Source organism: Dyella sp. (genome assembly GCF_035277725.1).
Classification (GTDB): domain Bacteria; phylum Pseudomonadota; class Gammaproteobacteria; order Xanthomonadales; family Rhodanobacteraceae; genus Dyella_B.
The window spans coordinates 50,483-68,344 of sequence record NZ_DATEJY010000069.1; the positions used below are offsets into that span (position 1 = coordinate 50,483).

Below are 17,862 nucleotides of genomic sequence, written 5' to 3' on the forward strand. Positions count from 1 at the left end.
GCGATGGAGCGCATGCGTGGTTTCAGTTTGATTGAACTGCTAATCGTGATGGGAATAGCCGCGATTCTGGCGGCGTTGGCGTCGCAATCCTATTCCCGCTACGTGTTGCGCTCGCATCGTACGGATGCGCACCACACGTTGATGGCGATTGCCCAGGCGCAGGAGCGCTGGTATGCCACCTACAACCGGTACACCGATGATTTGAGCAAGCTTGGTTATGCTGATGCGGCGCTGTCGCCGAATGGTTATTACGAAATGGCGATGAGCGTGATGGATGATGACGGGCAGGGCTTCATCGCCACGGCTACACCGGTCGGGCCGCAGCGCAATGATGTGTGCGGGAGCCTGTCCATCGACCATGCGGGACGCAAGTTGCCGGGCAGGGATAGCGGCGCCAACACAAATGGCAACTGCTGGTAGCGAGTCCCCGTAGTGGGTTGGCGCAACGTAACCCAACATTTTCGGAGCGATTCGTTGGGTTACGCTGCGCTAACCCCAATGGCACTAACTTAAGCATCGTCGCCCCGGCGAAAGCCGGGGCCTAGGGACTTTGATGATCCCCAAAAGTCGCCGGATGATTCGCTGCGCTCACTCCTTCGGGGTCGTCCCTTCGGACGTTCTCGGCGCTGCGCGCTCCGTCCGGCTTTCGCCGGGACGACGGTTCAAGGTATTTCTCAGTATTCGGGCTACGTGAGGCTTGAGTTAGTGCCATTGGCGCTAACCCAACTTACAGCCACCCGTGAGCCATGGATGTGCGCATGGATCAGCCTTTCGGCCAATCCTGAGTACCGCCGCGTTCGCTGCGCCAGCGCATGCTCGATCGCCGCTTGCGTGCCCACCAGGGTCAACCATCGCCGTGCACGCGTTATTCCGGTGTACAACAATTCCCGCGTCAGCACTGCGGGCGCATCGTCCGGCAATACCAGCGCGGTATGCTCAAACTCCGACCCCTGCGACTTATGCACCGTCATCGCATAAACCGTTTCTACATCTCCCAAACGTGACGGCAAGACGCAGCGCACCTGCGCGCCGTCATCTGGTGTGACGGACGATGAGGTCTCGCGCGCCATCGGAAACGCCACATACAAGCGCAGCTCGCCATCGGCGCCTCGCATGCGCAACGTGATGCCGACGTCGCCATTCATCAGCCCCAAGCTGTAATCGTTGCGCGTCATCATCACCGGCCGGCCTTCGTACCAGCCGCGGTTGGATGCAATCAGGCCAGCGGCCAACAACATGCTGGCAATATCCCGGTTCAATGATTCGACGCCCGCTGGGCCGCGGCGCACGGCGCACAACACCTGAAAGCGGTTGAAAGCTTCCAGCACGTCGTGCGCCCACTGCCTATACGCTGTATCGTCGGCGTCCAGAGCTGGGCGCCGCTGTTGCAATCGTTCGAGATAGAACCGGAAGCCTCGCGGCCCGCTCTCTGTTGACGGAGCGGCCTTCCCGTCGGTCGCCCATGCTGTGTTGCTGCTGGACGCCATCCACGCGATATCGGTCGATGGCGAGTTGAGTAAGGTTTCAACCGTTGCCGCATCGCCTACGTTCACCGCAGCAGCGAGTTGCCCAATACCGCTGGCGACATCAAAGCGATGGCTGCTGCGCAACATGGCGATGTGCTGATCGAGCGCCTGCGCATCGTCGCGAACAAATGCCGTGACGTCGTCGCCGCTCGCTGCCAGCAACCATTGTGCGGTGGCGGCGGTATAACAGCCTTGTTCGGCGCGCCGCCCCAATTCGCCCAGCACCGCGCCGGCTTCCACCGAAGCAAGCTGGTCCTTGTCGCCGATCAGGATCAGGCGTGCCTGCGTAGGCAATGCATCCAGCACGGCTGCCATCATCTCCAGGTCGATCATGGAGGCTTCATCGATCACCAGCACATCCACGTGCAGCGGATGATGGCTGTCGTGCGCATAGCGGCGGCTATCCGGGCGTGCGCCCAGCAGGCGATGCAGGGTTTCCACTTCGCGCGGAATCGCGGCGCGCACGTGATCCGCCACGTCGAGCAAGGCGATCTGGCGTGCAATCGATGCATTCAAGCGCGCGGCGGCTTTGCCGGTCGGTGCGGCCAGCCGGATGCGCAACGGCACGTTGTGGCCGCGCAACTGCAGCGTTTGCAGCAGGCCGAGCAATCGCACCACGGTAGTGGTTTTGCCGGTGCCGGGGCCACCAGTGATCACGCTGAAGGCACCGCGTGCTGCCAAGGCGCACGCGGCGCGCGGCCATGCCATGGCGCCGTCTGCGGCGGTGGGAAACAAGCGCTGCAACTCCTCGCGCAGCGTTTCCGCGGGCAACATGTTGTCACCAAGCCGCGCAGCAATACCGGCAGCGACACGGCATTCGTAGTTCCAGTAGCGCCGCAAATACAGTCGGTGACCATCCAGCACTAGCGGCGCTTCGACAGGCAAACCATCGGCACCTGCCAGCAATGGCGATGCCGGCGCGGACGTGCTGGAGAGCAGCTCAAGCCACGATGCCGGCCATTCCTGTTCCAACGCCAAAGCATCCAGCGCCTGCAAATCCAGGCATGGATGGCCATCGCCCAATTGCCGGCTTGCCAGTGCTGCCATCAGCAGCAGCGTGTTGTCGGCGTGCGGGTCGCATTCGCCGATAAAGCGTGCAAAGGCCAGATCCAACGGACGCAAAACGCGCCGCGCCACGGCTTCGGCCAGCATCGCGAGCAGGGCATCACGCGACATGCGCGGTCGTCTCCTGCGCAAACAGGCGATCCATCGCATCGATCAATGCAAACGGCAACCGCTCGGTATGCATGCCATGGCCGGCCTGATCCACGCCGCGAAGATACAGATACAGCACCCCGCCGACGTGCTGCTCGTACCGATAACCAGGCAACCGCGCACGCAGCAGGCGATGCAGGGCCAGCGTGTAGATGGCGTACTGCAGGTCGTAGCGTGATTGCAGGGTCGCGTCGCGCATGGCAGCGGTGTCGTAGGCCGCGGTGCTATCGCCCAGCCAATTGGATTTGTAATCGATCACGTAATAGCGGCCCTGCTGTTCGACGATCAAGTCGATAAAGCCTTTGAGCATGCCGTTGACGCGATTAGGCGGCAACGTGGGGCGCGGCATGCCGCCGAGCGTGTGGCGGGTGACCAGTTGATCCAACTGCTGCGTATCCACGCGATGGGCTTCGAACCAGAATTCCAGCTCGGCTTGATAGCGTTTGCGGTCCGCGAGCTGCGCCAGCGTCAGCGTATGGCCATCCGGGAATGCCAGCGATGTATGCAGCAACGCAGGCAACCATTGGCTCAACGGCGCGATCCACGCCTGCCAGCCACGTCGCTGGCAGCGGCGTGCGATCTGCTGTTCCAACTCGGCGGTGTGGCTGGCGACGGTGGCGAAGCCGGTCTCGGCAATCCATTCCAATAGATCATGCAGGAACGTGCCGGCGTCCGCGCCGCGCGGAAAGGCGTGCATGCCGTAGTCGACGGCTGGCGCGGTCCATTCCACCGTTTCGCGCACGGCTTCCGCCAGCACGTCCTGCGTGGCGGTGTCCGGTGCGGCCTGCCGCATGGCTTCGCCGTCGCCATGCGTCAGCGCGCTGTAGCTGGATATCCACCATGGTTCGGGCGGTGGCAAGGTATAGACACGCGCTTGTCGTTCGCTGCGCGGGCGAAGCAGCGGCCGATAGACGCGCAGGCCTGGGGCATCCTCTGCAACGTGCACCTCGATATCGTGCAAACCATCGCGCAGCGCTTCCAGGCGTGCGAGCAGATCGAGCGGCTCGATCGCTTGCTCGCCACCGGAAAGCACATAGCCGAAGGCGGATCGATGCAACAAAGGCTTGTTGCGATCGGCCACGCAGGCCACGCCCAGCCAGCACGCATGTTCGGCACGCGTCAATGCCACATAGAACAGGCGCAGGTCTTCCTGCAGACGCTCGCGCTCCATGCGCTGCTGGGCAAGCGCATCGGGCTGCAAATCGATCCAGGTCTTGCCGGCATCGTCGTGCCAGGGTTGTACGCTGCCGCGTGGCGCATCCTGGAAGCGGCTGACGAAGGGCAGCATCACGATCGGATACTGCAAGCCTTTGGACTTGTGAATGGTGATGACTTTCACCAGATCGGCTTCGCTCTCCAGGCGCACCACGTGTTCTTCGCCGGTTTCCGCGTCGCCTTCGCAGGCGCGCGTGATCTGCGAGGCGAGATGGCGGATCAGCGCGTATTCGCCATCGAGATTGGCCGCCGCGTGTTGCAGCAGTTCGGCCAAGTGCTGCAGGTTGGTCAATGCGCGTTCGCCGTTGCCTTGAGCGAGCAGGCGTGCAGGCAGGTCGAAGGTGTGCAGCAGGTTATGCAGCATGGCCAACACACCGTGTCGTTGCCAAAGGCTTTGCAGTTCGCGGAAGCGCTCGCCGCACCATTCCCAGTGGGCTTCATCATGATTGAGGCGATCGAGTTCTTCCAGGCTGCGCTGCATCGTGGTGCTGGCGAGCGCAGCGCGCATGGCACGATCCGAAGCCGGCATGGCGCAGGCTCGCAGCCACAACAACACGTCCGGTGCCTGCTCAGTGGCATACACCGAATCGTTTTCCGATAGATAAACACTATGCACACCGCGTTGGCGTAGGGCGGTGCGAATGCACACAGCTTCGCGTCTGCTGCGCACCAACACGGCGATATCGCGTGGACGCAACGCGGTATGCGCACCGTGTTCGTCTACGAAGCCGCAACGCCCGGTTTGTGCAGCCTCCAGCAAGTCCACGATATGCGCCGCCGCGTAGGCAGCAGCCGTTTCCACGTACACGCCAACACCAAGCGGCTTATCGCCGGGAAAAACGTCCATGCGGATCGCGGCAATTGGCTGGCTATCGTAACGAAGGCTGCGCTTGCTGCCGGCAGCACCTATGGGGTGGAACGGCAGTCCATGTGCGCCACGACCAAATGCAAACGCACCTTGTTGCCATTGATCGGCGTACTGAAAGACACGATTGACCGCTGCCACCAATGGCGAGGTGGAACGGTAATTGGTGGCTAACGTCCAGGTGGGCGATTGTGCCAGCTTGCGCGCGGCGAGATAGGTTTGGATGTCCGCGCCGCGAAACGCGTAGATGGCCTGCTTGGGGTCGCCAATCAGCAGCAGGCCGGTATCGGGCCGATCCGCATAGATGCGCTGGAAGATCTGCCATTGCAGCGGATCGGTATCCTGGAATTCATCGATCAAGGCCACCGGATATTGCGTGGCGATGGTATCGGCGAATTGGCTGCCATGCGGGCCGTGCAACGCGGCATCAAGCTGGCGCAGCATGTCGTCGAAACCGGGTTTGGCCTGGCGTTCGCGAATCTGATCGATGCGCGTGGTGATCCATGGCAGCGCGTGTGAAAGCAGCAAAGGCTCCAGCGGCGGTTCGGCATTGAGGGTGTCGACCAGGTTCTGGATGGCGGTAAACACCGGATGCACAGGTGGTGGATTGCCTTTGCTGACCGAACCATCGAGCTTGGCCTGGGTATGGCGCTCCAGCGTCGCCGGATCGATCTCGGCACCATGCGCCCATTCGTGCAAGGCAGGCAGTTCACGTTCCACGGTCTTGGGCTGGAAGATATTGTTCTTCAGTGCTTTGGTCTGCACCGCCGTGCGAAGCAAGCTTTCGATCGCTTCCGCATCGCTTTGCCACAGGTCGCGAGCAGCCTGTTCCGCCTGCCGGCGCGGGGCCTGATGCTGGCGCAGCGCTTCTGGCAGATCGCCAACCTCTGGCAATGGACGGCCTTGCATGCGTATGCGCTGCAGCGGCAGTTTCAGCAACGGACGCAGGGCGCGTTGCAAGGCTTGCGGGCTGCGCCATTGCTTGGCGATGCAGGCGGCTTCGGCTTCATCGAGCGGCGCATAGAAGCGGCGCCAATAATCGCGCACGGCTTCGGCGAGGCGCGCGTTTTCATCCGCTATATCCTCGGCTGCCTCGCTGCCTTCGAACGCATGCTGCGCGAGCATGCGCTGACTCCAGCCGTGGATGGTGTAGATGGCAGCTTCGTCCATCCATTGAGCGGCCAGATCCAGCTGGCGCGCTGCGGCAGCGCGATCATCGGTATTTGAATATTCGTCGATCAACCGTTGCAGAAATTCGTCCGGCTGCTGTTGTCCCCGAAAGGCTGCTGCCGCGGTGGCGAGACGTTCGCGGATGCGTTCGCGCAATTCCGCGGTAGCGGCGCGAGTGAAGGTCACCACCAAAATCTGCGCCGGCAGCTGCGCCGGCTGGCTGCCATGGCCCAGCACCAATCGCAGATACAGCGCGGCCAGCGTCCAGGTTTTGCCGGTGCCTGCGCTGGCTTCGATCAGGCGAATGCCTTGCAGGGGCAGGTGCAGCGGATCGAGCGGCGCCATCTCGTTCATGCGTCGCCCTCCGCGCTGGCGGCATCCAGCAGCGGACGATACAACGCCAGCCAATGTTCGAAGCCATCGGCATGCAGCGTTGAAAAACTGCGCCACGTGCGTGCCAGACTAGGTTCGCGGTTCACTTCGCCGGACGGCGCACCCGGCGCATCGCTGCCTTCGTAGCAAAGCCGCGCGGCGTCGGCGGGGATCTTTTCGTTGCGCTCTGCCAGCAGCCATGCATAAGCGGTGAGCCGTGCAATGGGCAGCGGTTTTTGCATGCCTTCTTGCCAGCTATCCAATAAAGCATTCAGTAGCACGGAGGCTTCGTGGCGGTCGAGCGCCTTCACTACCACGGTCGCGTCCGGTGCCAGGAAGCGGCTGGCCATGGCGACACCATTCGCATTGGCCAGCAACTGCAATACCCATGGTTGCAACAACTTGTCATAGCGAATGGTCTTGCCTTGGCAAAGCTGGCCGGCCATCGGCAACAAGCGTACGAGGTTGTCGTCATCGCCGGTGCGCAGATCATCAAGCCAGCCTTCGACAACGAGTTCACCGTGTTGATGACGTAATTCCTGCGCGGGCGCACGCGAGTGCCAATGCGCCAGCGAGGCTTGCCAGCGGCGCAGAATCCGATGCACGTCGTCGCCGATATCCTCTACCGCCAGTGCGCCGAAGCCACCCGTGGGTACCACACCTTGTTGCCGCAGGCGTGACGCGGCATGGAGCAACGCAGGCTCGGCATTCGCGTCGTCCGCGTTCAATGCGCACTGCAGCAGTGTTTGCGTGGCGGCGTGATTTTCCAGGCCATCCAACGCGAACGGTTCGTTATCGTCCATGCCGGTGTCGATATCCTCGAAACGCACCTTCAGCCGTTCGCTGTAGAAGCATGCCGCTGGCCGGGCGAGAAAGCGTTGCAGCGTGCGGATGTCCAACACGGATTCCGTCTGCCATGGTGACAGCAGCGTGGGTTCGCTATGCGTTTTGGCGCGACGCGCCTGTGCCCACTCTGCGGCATAGGTAAAAAGCGGCGAAGCGGTATCGAAGTAGCGTTCGCTGAAGGCCTGCAAGGGATATTCGGTGGTGATGGCATCCAGCAGCTGCTGGTCGTGCGCGGCATTGTTCTCCGGCAAGCGCCAGCCGGCAGCAAGATAATCGCGCAGTTGGCCTACCAGCACCGACGGCGGCAACTCGCTGTTGTCGCGCACACTGTGGCCCACCCAGCTGATGTGCAGCACATCGCGCGCGGACAGCAGGGCTTCCAGGAACAGATAGCGATCATCCTCGCGGCGCGAACGGTCGCCAGGCCGGTGCTGGCTGGCCATCGCCATCAGGTCGAAGTCGGGCGGTGAAATACGGCGCGGGTAATCGCCGTCGTTCATGCCCAGCAGGCAGACCACGCGGAAAGGAATGGCGCGCATCGGCAGCAAGGTGCCGAAGTTCACCGCGCCACCCATGAAGCGTTGCGAAAGATGGTGCTGATCGATCGCCTGCAACCAATCCTCGGCCACAATGGCAAGGGGAATGGTTTGCGTAAAGCTCGCTTCCTGGCAGGCATCCAGCCAATTGTCGAGCGCATCTTCCAGGCGGCCGATACGCATGGTGTCGTTTTCGTCACCGTGCGTGTCGAAGCAGTCGCGCAGCAGGCTGCGCAATCGTTCACTCCATTGCATCGGCGTAGCCGGCGAAGCGAACAGTTGCCAATAGCGTTCCAGCGTTTCCAGCAATTGGCTTAAGGGACCGATCAACTCGGCATCCAAGCCACCGATGTCCGCATAGGGCGCGATCTGGTTGAGCGAAGGGCCGTCACCCGTCGCATAGCCCAGTAGCATGCGGCGCAGGCCGAAGCGCCAGCTGTTCTGCTCGTCCGGGGGCAGGCCAAAGGCTTGCTTCTGTTTGCCATTGAGGCCCCAGCGGATGCCGGATTCGGTAATCCAGCGGCGCAGGGTCGGCAGTTCGTCTTCGCTGATGCCGAAACGGCGGCGCAGCGAAGGCACGTCGAGCAAGTCCAGCACGTCGCTGGCGGTAAAGCGCGATTCGGTCAGCGTGAGCAGCCGCTCCAATGCGGTGATCAATGGCGAGGTGTTGCGGCCTGACTGGTCGGCGACGTGATGGGGCAGGTAGCGCGGATCGTCGTTGGCGATGCGCCCGAACACGGCTTGCACGTGCGGGGCATATGTGCGGATGTCCGGCACCATTACCATCACGTCGCGCGGCGATAGCGGCGCGCCTTGGCGCGCGGCTTGCTCGAACAACGCAAGCAGTTGGTCGTGCACAATCTCCACCTCGCGCTGCGGGCTGTGCGCGACGTGGAAATGCAGCGAGTGGGTATCGGGCAGCGGTTTGCGCAACGCGGGACTGGCCGGGGCGGGTTCCAGTTCCAATACGGCTTGCTGTACTTGATGCAGCAAGGAATCGCTGCCGTACTCGCGGAACAGATCGATGCTGCGCTTGATGGAAGTGAACTGCGCGCGATAGCGCTCCGGTTGATCGAATGCGTCGAGTTGACGAATGAAGTCACGCCCTTGCTTGCCCCATGCTGCCAGCAAGGGATTTGCGTGCAGATGCAGGTCTTCGAAGCGCGGCTCCGGTGGCAGGCCGGGTTTGTTGGCGTGGCGGCGATGCTCGGCAAGCAGCAGCTCACGATCCTCGATGATGTCGGCCCAATAGTGCCGGCACGGATTGGTGACCAGCAGCAGCACTTGGCTGTAGCGCCCGAGCGCTGTCAGCGCTTCCAGCACCTGCGGCGGCAGCGAGGTGATGCCGAACACCACGATGCGCCGCGGTAGCGTCTCCGGCCGCACCGGGGAGGACTGCATTTGCTGTATGAAGCGCCGATGCACGCCCGCGCGATGACTGTCGCGCTGCTCGGCTGGAACGTCATCCAGCAGCAACCGCCACAGCCGGGGTTGCCAACGCTGCGCCGCCGGCAAGTCTTTCACCCGGTTGCGCACGCTGTCGCGCAATACGTCGTTGCGGTGTTCCCAATCTTCCAGCCAATCGGCGCGGAACACCTGGTATTGATCGAAAAGATCGGCTACTTGCATGGCCAGTCGGTACAGCCGCCGCCAATCGCCAGCGTCGCCAAGCAAGGCGCGCAAGGATGCGAAAGCCGGTTCAGCCACGCAGGACGGCAGCAAGCGCAGCAGGCGCCATACCAGGCGCGACTTGTCGAACGGCGAGGTGGCCGGCACGGCGGCTTCGCCCAGCACGGCGCGATACACCGTCCACAGGAACCGGCCCGGCAATTGCATGTCGATCGCGGCGCTGATACCTAAGCCGCCGGCCGCTACCGGACGCGCCAGCGCCAGTTTCAGCCATTGGGCGATGCCGTTGCTCTGCACCAGCATCAACTCGTTTTCCAGCGGTTGCAGCGGTGTGCGCTGCAGCCACGCTGCGAGCAGATCGCGCAGATCCTCCTGGCGATTGCCGTGGATCACCATCAGCCCGGGTTCGACGAAGGGAAGGTGAGGCTGTTGCTCGGATGCACTCACGATGGGTTGCGCTTCCTTGTTGTGACGTTACTTGAAGACGGCTTTACCTTGAGGTCGCGCGGCTTGCGGTCACCCGGCGTGGCGATGGGGCGTGTGCCGAGGGATTTTAGCGTCAATTACCTTCCTGATTAGCATCATGCCTCGGCCTTCCTATCTCGTCGTCCCGGCGAAGGCCGGAGCCCAGCGTCTCCCGCTTTAAAGTCGCCAGGCCCCGGCTTTCGCCGGGGCGACGAGTCTCTTGCAAGATTCGCAGTACGTTCCAGCTGAGACACGACGCCAACCAGGACTACCTTTGTCCGCTTCTGTTCGGCTGGACTGAAGCGAATCGTTGGCACGATGCGATTGGGTAAGGCTGAACATCCGATCTTGCTTCGATCCCCGTGATATGCCTCGCAAAAAAACAAAGGCGATCCGCGCATTGTCCTGCGTGACAACGATTCGCCACGCGGAAGGCACACCGCTTCACCACGGTTTCACATCTGCAATCGAATGATCGCTCCGCGTTTGGACGTCCAGCCGACGCCTTTTGGGGAGCCGGTCATACATAAGCGGGGTGATCGATGGGGCAGGGACTTTGGGAGAGACCTTGGGTTCGCCATGTGGCCGTGGCTTTGGGCTATGGCGTTGCGTACCTGGTGTTCCGCGCCTTGTCGCCCCCTCAATGGCAGATTACGGCTGGACTACGGTTCGCCGTGCTACTGCTTGTTCCTTATCGTTATTGGCCCGCCTTGATCGTTGGCGAGGCGGGTTGGTACGCCAGTTTGGGTTATATCTGCGCGCCGACGTGGGGTGTGGAGTGGGGATTTGCCAACGCCATACCGCCCATCATCTATATAGCGCCGGTCGTTTATTGGCTACGCAAGCACTGGCCGCCAGCCCGCACCCATGCAACGCATATCAATATGGGAAGGCTGCTCAGCTGTGCTTTGTTGATCGCGGTGATCGTAATGCTGCGCGACTTTGGCGTGCTTTCGACCGCCAAAAACATGCCGTCAGACTACGATTTCAGTTTTTTCAAATGGGGCCCGCGCTACTTCATGGGGGGCTTCCTGGGCATTCTTACCGTGGTGCCGCTTGCGTTGCTTGGCTATCAGAAGCTGATCGTCAAAAGCTGGGCGGAACTGCAAGGCAAAATCGAAAACAGCCGTCTGCTGTTCGAGAGTGTTTGCCTGGGGCTTCCCGTTCTTGCCTTGCTGTTGTGGATTGGATATGGCGCAGCACCTAACGCGCCAACACGGCAAATGGCTCAAGTTGCCATGTTTCTTCCGGTGGTCTGGTTGGCTTTCCGACATGGATGGGAGGGGGCGGCAGTGGGAGGGACGGCAGCAAGCTGTACGGTGATGTTGCTGATGTCCAATGCAGTGTGGGATTTGACTACCCTGCAAGCAGAATCCATTTTGTCGTTTGCCATTTCGACCATGTTGATCATGGGCGCGCGTATCGGATCGCTCGATCAGCATGTTGAGCGCGATCGCATGGATGTTCTCGCAGCGCTGGCGTTGGCCCAGCGCAGCATCTATTTGAACGAAATGCAGTTGCGCATGACATCGACGGCGTTGGAGCAGGTCAAGGAAGATGTCCAAGCTGGATTTACGATGATGATGGGACGTCTTCGCCATCTGCAGCCCGCGATTGATGATCGTGGATATCGCCGCCATGCCTTGGTTGCGCAGGATCAACTTCATCGTTTGGCTGATGGCCTTTATCCCGCTGCGCTACGTGAAAGAGGCCTTCCCGCTGCTCTGCAGGAAGGTGGACTGCCAATCATGTTGAAGGAAGCAGGACTGACCTATACCTGCGATTTGCGCGGGTCGGTAAGCAGGCTTTCCAATGCGTTGCGCATGACCATCTATCGCATCATTTTGGAAGCCGTGGCTGACGCTTGCACGAAGAAGAATGTGAGCGATATCCGGCTCCAGATACGCGTTGCAGAAAGACAACAACGCGTTGGCGTATTGATCGTTGCCCGTTTTCGCGCGCATCCCGCGCAGCTTGCCTTTGTTGATTGGGAAGAACTGCTTCCGCGTCTGGTGCGTGGGACCAGCGGCCTTGGCCTGCGAGCGGTACGAGACAGGGCGGCCGTCTTCGAGGGGCGTACGCGTACACGATCCATAGCCCGCGGACATCAGATCAGTATGCTGCTACTTGATTCCATCGTACCCGGCGTTGCGATCAGCCCCCGCCGGGCGATGGATAGCGTGCGGACGTCGTCAGTGGCCGGCGAGTGAACTGCAAGAAGACGGATCTTGGCATATGGCCGCAGCGCTCAACGTTGTCACGCCATCACTCTGCGGCGCAGCAGTAACAACCGTTGAACTATCCCGATAAACCGTCGTCGGCGTCGCTGCATTTATCGAAGACGTATTGGCCACGCGCTGCTGCGGTGTCGATACATATTGCGAATCTTCCCCGATCGGCAGGGTGATGAACTGCCCACCCGCCGTCCCCACTGCGCCAATGACATTGCCATTAATGTCATTCACCTGGATATATTTGATCCCCTTCAACACGAACACATAAACGTGCCAGTGCGGGCTCAAACTGACATCCACGGCATTGGGCCATGCCTGGCCCAAACCTGTTGCAGGCGCCTCCGCTGCAATGCTTAATCCAGAAAAGCTCAGGCCCATGAAAATGCCCAGTGCGGCACGAGTAATCTTATGCATGATGTTTCCCCTTGCATGGTAAAAGGTTGGGTAGAAGTGGAACGCAATCTAGCTCCCCGCTTGCGCTGGAAAAGTGATGAGCGAGGGCGTGGAATGCGCCAATCAGCAGGCCATAGAGGGATGTGATGAACTTGTGAAAGCGGCTGTAGGGCACGGCTGCTATAGTTGCCGCGATTTCATTCCCATCACTTGGTGTGCCCAGCATTTTCGTTTGAAACGGCCATGTGGGCTGGGATGAAATCCCAGCATCGTCAGCCGCAAAAATGCCGGGATTTCATCCCAGCCTACGGGGACGGGGCGGGGCGGAAAGGGGGCTTCATGAGTACAGACTCTGCAGCTGTTTCGTCGCCAGTTGCAAATCGCATCCAGCACGTGTTCGTGCTGATGCTGGAAAACCGGTCCTTCGATCATTTGTTTGCACTGTCGGATATACCGGGTATTGCCGCCGCCACGTCGAGCAGTACAAATACCTACGGCGGTACGGTTTATTCCTTCGGTGATGGCGCACCCACCCAAATGCCTGCTGACCCTGGGCATGAATTTACGGACGTGCTTGAGCAACTGTGCGGCGCCGGCGTCCAGCACCAACCTGGACAAGCTTATCCACCCATCGACAACTCCGGCTTTGTTGCCAATTTCGCCACCACCAAGGACGAAGGCACGCCCGCACAAGCGAACGAAGCCGGTGAGATCATGCGCGGCGCCGACATTCGCTCACAGTCGCCGGCGCTTTACCAATTGGCCACCGAGTTTGTGTTGTGCGACGGCTGGCACTCGTCGCTGCCGGGCCCGACCTGGCCAAACCGGTATTTTGTTCATGGCGCTTCATCAGCGGGATTGGATCATTCGCCAACCTCGGCGGAGATGAGCGAGTGGGAATGTGTCGATGGTTTTCCCTATCCGAAGGGTTCGATCTTCGATGCCTTGGGCAAGGGTAATTACCGCCTCTACCAGGACGACTTGGGCTCGGCGTTGGGGCGTGTGCCGCAGGTGGCGTCCATCAAGGGCATCAGTTTCTTCGATATCGACGACCTGTCGCACTTCGAGAGCGATCTTGCGAATGGCTATACCGCCCGCTACACCTTTATCGAGCCGAGCTACGGCGACATCGTGCACGATACCTACGAAGGCGGCAGTTCGCAGCATCCGATGGATGGACTGAGCGGCGGTGATCAATTGGTGGCGCGCGTCTACAACGCCATTCGCAAATCGCCATTGTGGGAAAACAGCCTGCTGGTGATTCTCTACGACGAGCATGGCGGCTTTTACGATTCGGCCAAACCCGGCAAAGCGGTGCCGCCGAACGACGGTGCCGATTCATCCTTGAATACCAATGGCTTCCTGTTCGACGTCTATGGCGTTCGCGTGCCGGCGATCGTGGTATCGCCGTGGGTCGCGCGCGGTTATGTCGAGCACACTATCTACGACCATAGCTCCGTGCTGGCCACGATCGAGCGCCTGTTCAATCTGCCGGCGCTCACCGATCGCGACCGGCATGCCAAGGATCTGCTTTCCTTGCTCACAGCCACCTGCCGCGCGGATTGCCCGCAAGGGATCGGATCATGAACCGGGTACCCACCCCAGACCCGCGCGATAACGAGCCCTTGCGCGACGGCAGCCCGCTGATGGGTTACCTGCATATCTTGAGAAAGGCGCATATGGAGTTGGTCGGGCGAGACGAGGCGCATCGGCGTTTCCATCTCATGTCCACGCGGGGGCATGCCAGGACGTACATCGAGGAACTGATGCCACTGCTGCTGAAAGAGCGCGGCAGGCATCGCCTGAAACGTCACGCCGCTCACCGGCATTGACATGGAATGTGACAGGGAAAAGGCGTTTTCAGGTTGCCAACTGCACCGTATATCGGCTGTCAGTCCGCGTGCTGCAGCGGGCCGAGCAGCGAGTCGAAGCCGAAGCAACCGAAACAGAGCGGGAACTCTATAGAACCATCTACGGCCACAAGAGCCGCGTGATGCGTCTGCGCACTGCCTTGGCCGCATCCGGCCCCATTGCGCGCCAAACGGTGGCCAGGAAAAGGGTGGGCATTTGGTCGCGCATCGATTCGTGCTTGACCAAGGCTCTCCAAATCTGTTTCCCCAGGAAGGCAACTTCAATATGTCTGCCTTCAAAACGCTCGAAAACGACTACGCCCGCTATACTGCTAAAGGTTATCAAGTGGATTTTGCACACACACTTGGTGACTTCGATCCTGTAACGGGCAGGCCGGGATCACTTAGCGTTCAATACGAAGTTACCGATGCAAATGGAAACGTGGTAGATACTTTCGCGGACAAATTCTTAAATCAGTCCGGCCAGAGTTATGTAAGGAGAGCTTACTAAACATGAATAATGAAGCTTCTGCAGTTGTCGTCGACCTTGCAAAAGAGTTTGTAAGTCTAGTCGGGTCGCTTGATTCGACTTGGACCAAGGCTTACTACAGATTCAGAGCAGAGGAACTTCGTTACGGTTCGAACGCATCGCTGGTGAGTGGGTCGGGAGTGATGCTTTTAGGTGCGATAAGACATGGGCCCTTTTATGAATCGATGAATGAAAAAGGTGCCAAACTTTTGCATCATTTAAGTAAAAAGAGAGGCGTTTTCCTTTTAATCGTTGATAACAAGCTTGATTACGACATCAAATTTGAGTGGGATGATCTGCGCCGCTGGGAAATCTCAAAAATGGACGGGCGTAGCGGGATCCCTGAAGGCATCTGAATGATGTGCTTTCCTCTTCAAGATGCGAAGCGTTGCTCTGCGGAAGGGATATTGAGCCCAAGTAGGCTGGGATGAAATCCCTGCGTCAACCACCAAACCAAGCTGGGATTCCATCCCAGCCTACGCACGCAATGGATCGCCTAAGCCTCGATCAGCAGCGAGCGCAGCATGCGCTGGCCGTTGTCCCAATGGCCAAGCCCACTGGCTGCGTTGATGTGGCCGGCGCGGCCGATATTGATAAGCCGGCTCCCCCACGCATGCGCGCATTGCGTGGCGAAGGCAATGTCGCTGTAAGGATCGTTGCTGCTGGCCACGACGATGCTTGGGCAAGGAAGCGGATCCAGCGGTACAGGAGTGAAGCCTTTGGCCTCGGTCGGAAAGCTCACCCCGCTCGGATCAGGAACCGCTACAAGAAGAGCGCCTGCAATGCGGATGGAAGTCTGCGCCAACCAATTGGCCACCACCAGGCATCCGAGACTGTGCGCAGCAATCAGCGCGCCTGGCTCGGCACGTTGCGCTGTACGTTCCAACGCGCTTACCCAATCGGCGCAGACGGGACGTTCCCAGTCGTTCTGATGCACGCGAGCATAGGAATCGTGCTCGGATTCCCAATAGCTCTGCCAATGCGTGGGGCCGGAATTGCCTATGCCAGGTACAAGCAGTACGCGGGATGGTGTGGTGCCATGCGTCTGTCGAGGTTCGTGCATGCTGCCATCCCTATGAACGCTGAAGTGTCCGGTGCCGATCGCGCAGCGAACGCTACCGTATCTCCCAAAACAAAACAGCGCTTCACGCCGCAAGGCATAAAGCGCTGTTCTGTCTGAAGGGAATTGGTGGAGCGGAGGAGGATCGAACTCCCGACCTTCGCATTGCGAACCTAACAATCCCTAGCGTTTTGTCAAGCTCTTCGGCACCCTAAGAACCAGTTCTGGGACCAATGAGGGGCTCCATGGCGACCAAGGCAGGGCATGGGCAGAGGAAGAAGCCAAAGCCAAAGCGACTTTCGCTTCCTGATGGTTCGACCATCAAATGGCCCCATTCTGAGGTGGAGGGCGTGTACTTCCGCAACGACGGGGTCGGGAACAACCCTCGGTGGGAAGTCAAAATTCGTTGGACGGAAGTGGTGGACGGCGAGTCTCAACGCTTCAGCCGAACCTACTCCCATCAGCAAGTGGACCTCAATGCCAAGTTAGGCACCAGGCACCATCTGGATACTGCCAGACATGCTGCTGAAAACGACGCCAGACATGCGCTGGCCAAACTCAAGGGGGCCGTTGGAAGCAAGAGGAGCGCCTTTGGAGGCCTCGCAGGGGAGCAGACCCTGGAGAGCTGGTTGCTTCGGTATGAAGACGAGCTCCAACGATCCCAATTGCCCGTGGGGCATTCTGCGCGCCCTTCCCATCCGATTCTCAATAAGGGGTGGGCTCAAGAAGCCAGCGTCATCCGAACCCTGGTTGGACCCGCCAAGTCGGGATACAACCGAAATGGGTTTCCAGAGGTCACCAAGCTTCGGATTGCCGAAATTGAACCCCACTTCGTGATCGATGTTCTTCGGCGAAAGATGCGGGGGCGAAAGAATGAACCTGCCGCCGATTCGACCATCACCAAGACCTTGGCCCAGATTTCGATGGTCTACAAGCGGGCTATCATCATCTGGGGTTACAAGGTCGACAATCCCTTTGCCCAGTTGAAGGGACTGTTGGTCTCCAAGGACATCGTGGTCTCAGATGGTCGAGAGGTCACCATTGGTGCGGATGATTTCCGATTTGTCATGCGTCATCTGAAAAAGGCTCATATCGTCACCAGGGCTGTCATTCGATTCGATTTGGACACAAGTTGTAGGCGTGGTGAAGCCGTCAAGCTTCGGTGGGAGGACATCAACTGGCGAGGGGATGTGCCTACCGCGACGTTTCAAAATACCAAGTCGAAGCGGGGTAGGAAGAAAGGCCGAACCATTCCATTGCTTCTGCCTGCTGTAGCGATGCTACGAGCGATGGCGATGGTTCAGAACTATGAGGCCCAATGCGGAACATTCATTCTCGACCAATCGCGAGAACTTCCTCCCCTGGAGCGACCCAAGACCAAGAGAGAGTGGGCAGCCCTCCGTGTGCCTCCGCTAGAAGGGCCTGTTTTTAGATTGAAAGGAAAGCAACTGAGGGCCGACACCGTCACCCAGGCCTGGATACGAGCAAGGGAAAGGGCCGCTCAAGAAAGGCCTCATCTGGCCGAAGTTAGAGTCCATGATCTTCGCCATACCGGAACGTCTCGAATGATTGACGAGGGCGGTTTGACCGATCTCACGGCTGCAAAGCTGGTGGGTCACACGAATACGTCGATGACGGGCAGGTATTACCATCACAATGCGGTCATGGTTGGTAAGAAGCTCAAAGAGAACTACAGGCGAGGAAAGTCGATTTCCACGACCACGGATGAAGAAGCATTGGCTGAGAGTTTGAAGGGTCTTACGCCAGAGCAATTTGCCCGTGTGATGGCAAAATTTGCTCAGAAATGACTGGGATCCTTGAGGAGTAGGGGCTAATAGTTTCTGTGGCTACGTAACCTTGCCGCCCACATAGAAACTTCCGTCAAGTTGTTGAGCCCTCGAAGGGACCAAGAAAGAACATTAAGGCAATTGTGTACTTCATCGGTCATAAAAATCTT

General features: G+C 59.7%; 11 protein-coding genes and 1 pseudogene. 7 read left to right on the forward strand and 5 right to left on the reverse strand.

Annotated elements, in window-relative coordinates:
- Window positions 1-12: 12 nt before the first annotated feature.
- Entirely contained in the window at window positions 13-420 is a 408-nt protein-coding gene (locus VJR68_RS06810; RefSeq protein WP_324146912.1) for a type IV pilin protein, read from the forward strand.
- Between the two features lie 266 nt (window positions 421-686).
- Here the strand turns inward: VJR68_RS06810 and recD are convergent, their stop codons facing one another.
- Genes recD through recC form a run of 3 tightly spaced genes read right to left on the reverse strand, consistent with a single transcriptional unit; the run spans window position 687 to window position 9,821 of the window.
- Entirely contained in the window at window positions 687-2,702 is a 2,016-nt protein-coding gene (recD, locus tag VJR68_RS06815) for an exodeoxyribonuclease V subunit alpha (RefSeq protein WP_324146913.1), read from the reverse strand.
- On the reverse strand, window positions 2,692-6,345 hold the full coding sequence (gene recB / locus VJR68_RS06820) for an exodeoxyribonuclease V subunit beta (RefSeq protein WP_324146914.1): 3,654 nt from the start codon (window positions 6,343-6,345) through the stop codon (window positions 2,692-2,694). The genes recD and recB overlap by 11 nt, the downstream gene beginning before the upstream one ends.
- The gene (gene recC / locus VJR68_RS06825) at window positions 6,342-9,821 is read right to left on the reverse strand and encodes an exodeoxyribonuclease V subunit gamma (RefSeq protein ID WP_324146915.1); all 3,480 of its coding nucleotides are present in this window, start codon (window positions 9,819-9,821) and stop codon (window positions 6,342-6,344) included. Before recC ends, recB begins: the two co-directional genes overlap by 4 nt.
- 599 nt (window positions 9,822-10,420) lie before the next feature.
- Between recC and VJR68_RS06830 the strand changes: the two genes are divergently transcribed.
- Window positions 10,421-12,049, forward strand: coding sequence for an MASE1 domain-containing protein (locus VJR68_RS06830; protein WP_324146916.1), 1,629 nt, complete (start codon window positions 10,421-10,423; stop codon window positions 12,047-12,049).
- On the opposite strand, the gene VJR68_RS06835 is transcribed toward VJR68_RS06830, so the two are convergent.
- A complete protein-coding gene (locus VJR68_RS06835) occupies window positions 12,032-12,487 on the reverse strand; it encodes a hypothetical protein (protein ID WP_324146917.1) in 456 nt (151 codons plus the stop codon). The two genes, VJR68_RS06830 and VJR68_RS06835, sit on opposite strands and share 18 nt — an antisense overlap.
- Window positions 12,488-12,805: 318 nt before the next feature.
- Here VJR68_RS06835 and VJR68_RS06840 point away from each other — a divergent pair, with 318 nt between their 5' ends.
- The 4 genes and pseudogenes from VJR68_RS06840 to VJR68_RS06855 all read left to right on the forward strand — a co-directional run bounded on the left by VJR68_RS06840 (window position 12,806) and on the right by VJR68_RS06855 (window position 15,201).
- A complete protein-coding gene (locus VJR68_RS06840) occupies window positions 12,806-14,053 on the forward strand; it encodes an alkaline phosphatase family protein (RefSeq protein ID WP_324146918.1) in 1,248 nt (415 codons plus the stop codon).
- Window positions 14,050-14,298: a hypothetical protein gene (locus VJR68_RS06845; RefSeq protein ID WP_324146919.1), complete on the forward strand. Its 249-nt coding sequence runs from the start codon at window positions 14,050-14,052 to the stop codon at window positions 14,296-14,298. The genes VJR68_RS06840 and VJR68_RS06845 overlap by 4 nt, the downstream gene beginning before the upstream one ends.
- A 157-nt stretch (window positions 14,299-14,455) precedes the next feature.
- Window positions 14,456-14,827: pseudogene (locus tag VJR68_RS06850) on the forward strand (DNA/RNA non-specific endonuclease); the annotation flags it as partial.
- 2 nt (window positions 14,828-14,829) lie between these two features.
- Complete coding sequence (locus tag VJR68_RS06855) at window positions 14,830-15,201, forward strand: hypothetical protein (protein ID WP_324146920.1); 372 nt, start codon at window positions 14,830-14,832, stop codon at window positions 15,199-15,201.
- Between the two features lie 140 nt (window positions 15,202-15,341).
- Here VJR68_RS06855 and VJR68_RS06860 read toward each other — a convergent pair whose 3' ends face one another.
- A complete protein-coding gene (locus tag VJR68_RS06860) occupies window positions 15,342-15,908 on the reverse strand; it encodes an RBBP9/YdeN family alpha/beta hydrolase (protein ID WP_324146921.1) in 567 nt (188 codons plus the stop codon).
- Between the two features lie 242 nt (window positions 15,909-16,150).
- Between VJR68_RS06860 and VJR68_RS06865 the strand changes: the two genes are divergently transcribed.
- Window positions 16,151-17,713, forward strand: coding sequence for a site-specific integrase (locus tag VJR68_RS06865; RefSeq protein WP_324146922.1), 1,563 nt, complete (start codon window positions 16,151-16,153; stop codon window positions 17,711-17,713).
- Window positions 17,714-17,862: the final 149 nt, after the last annotated feature.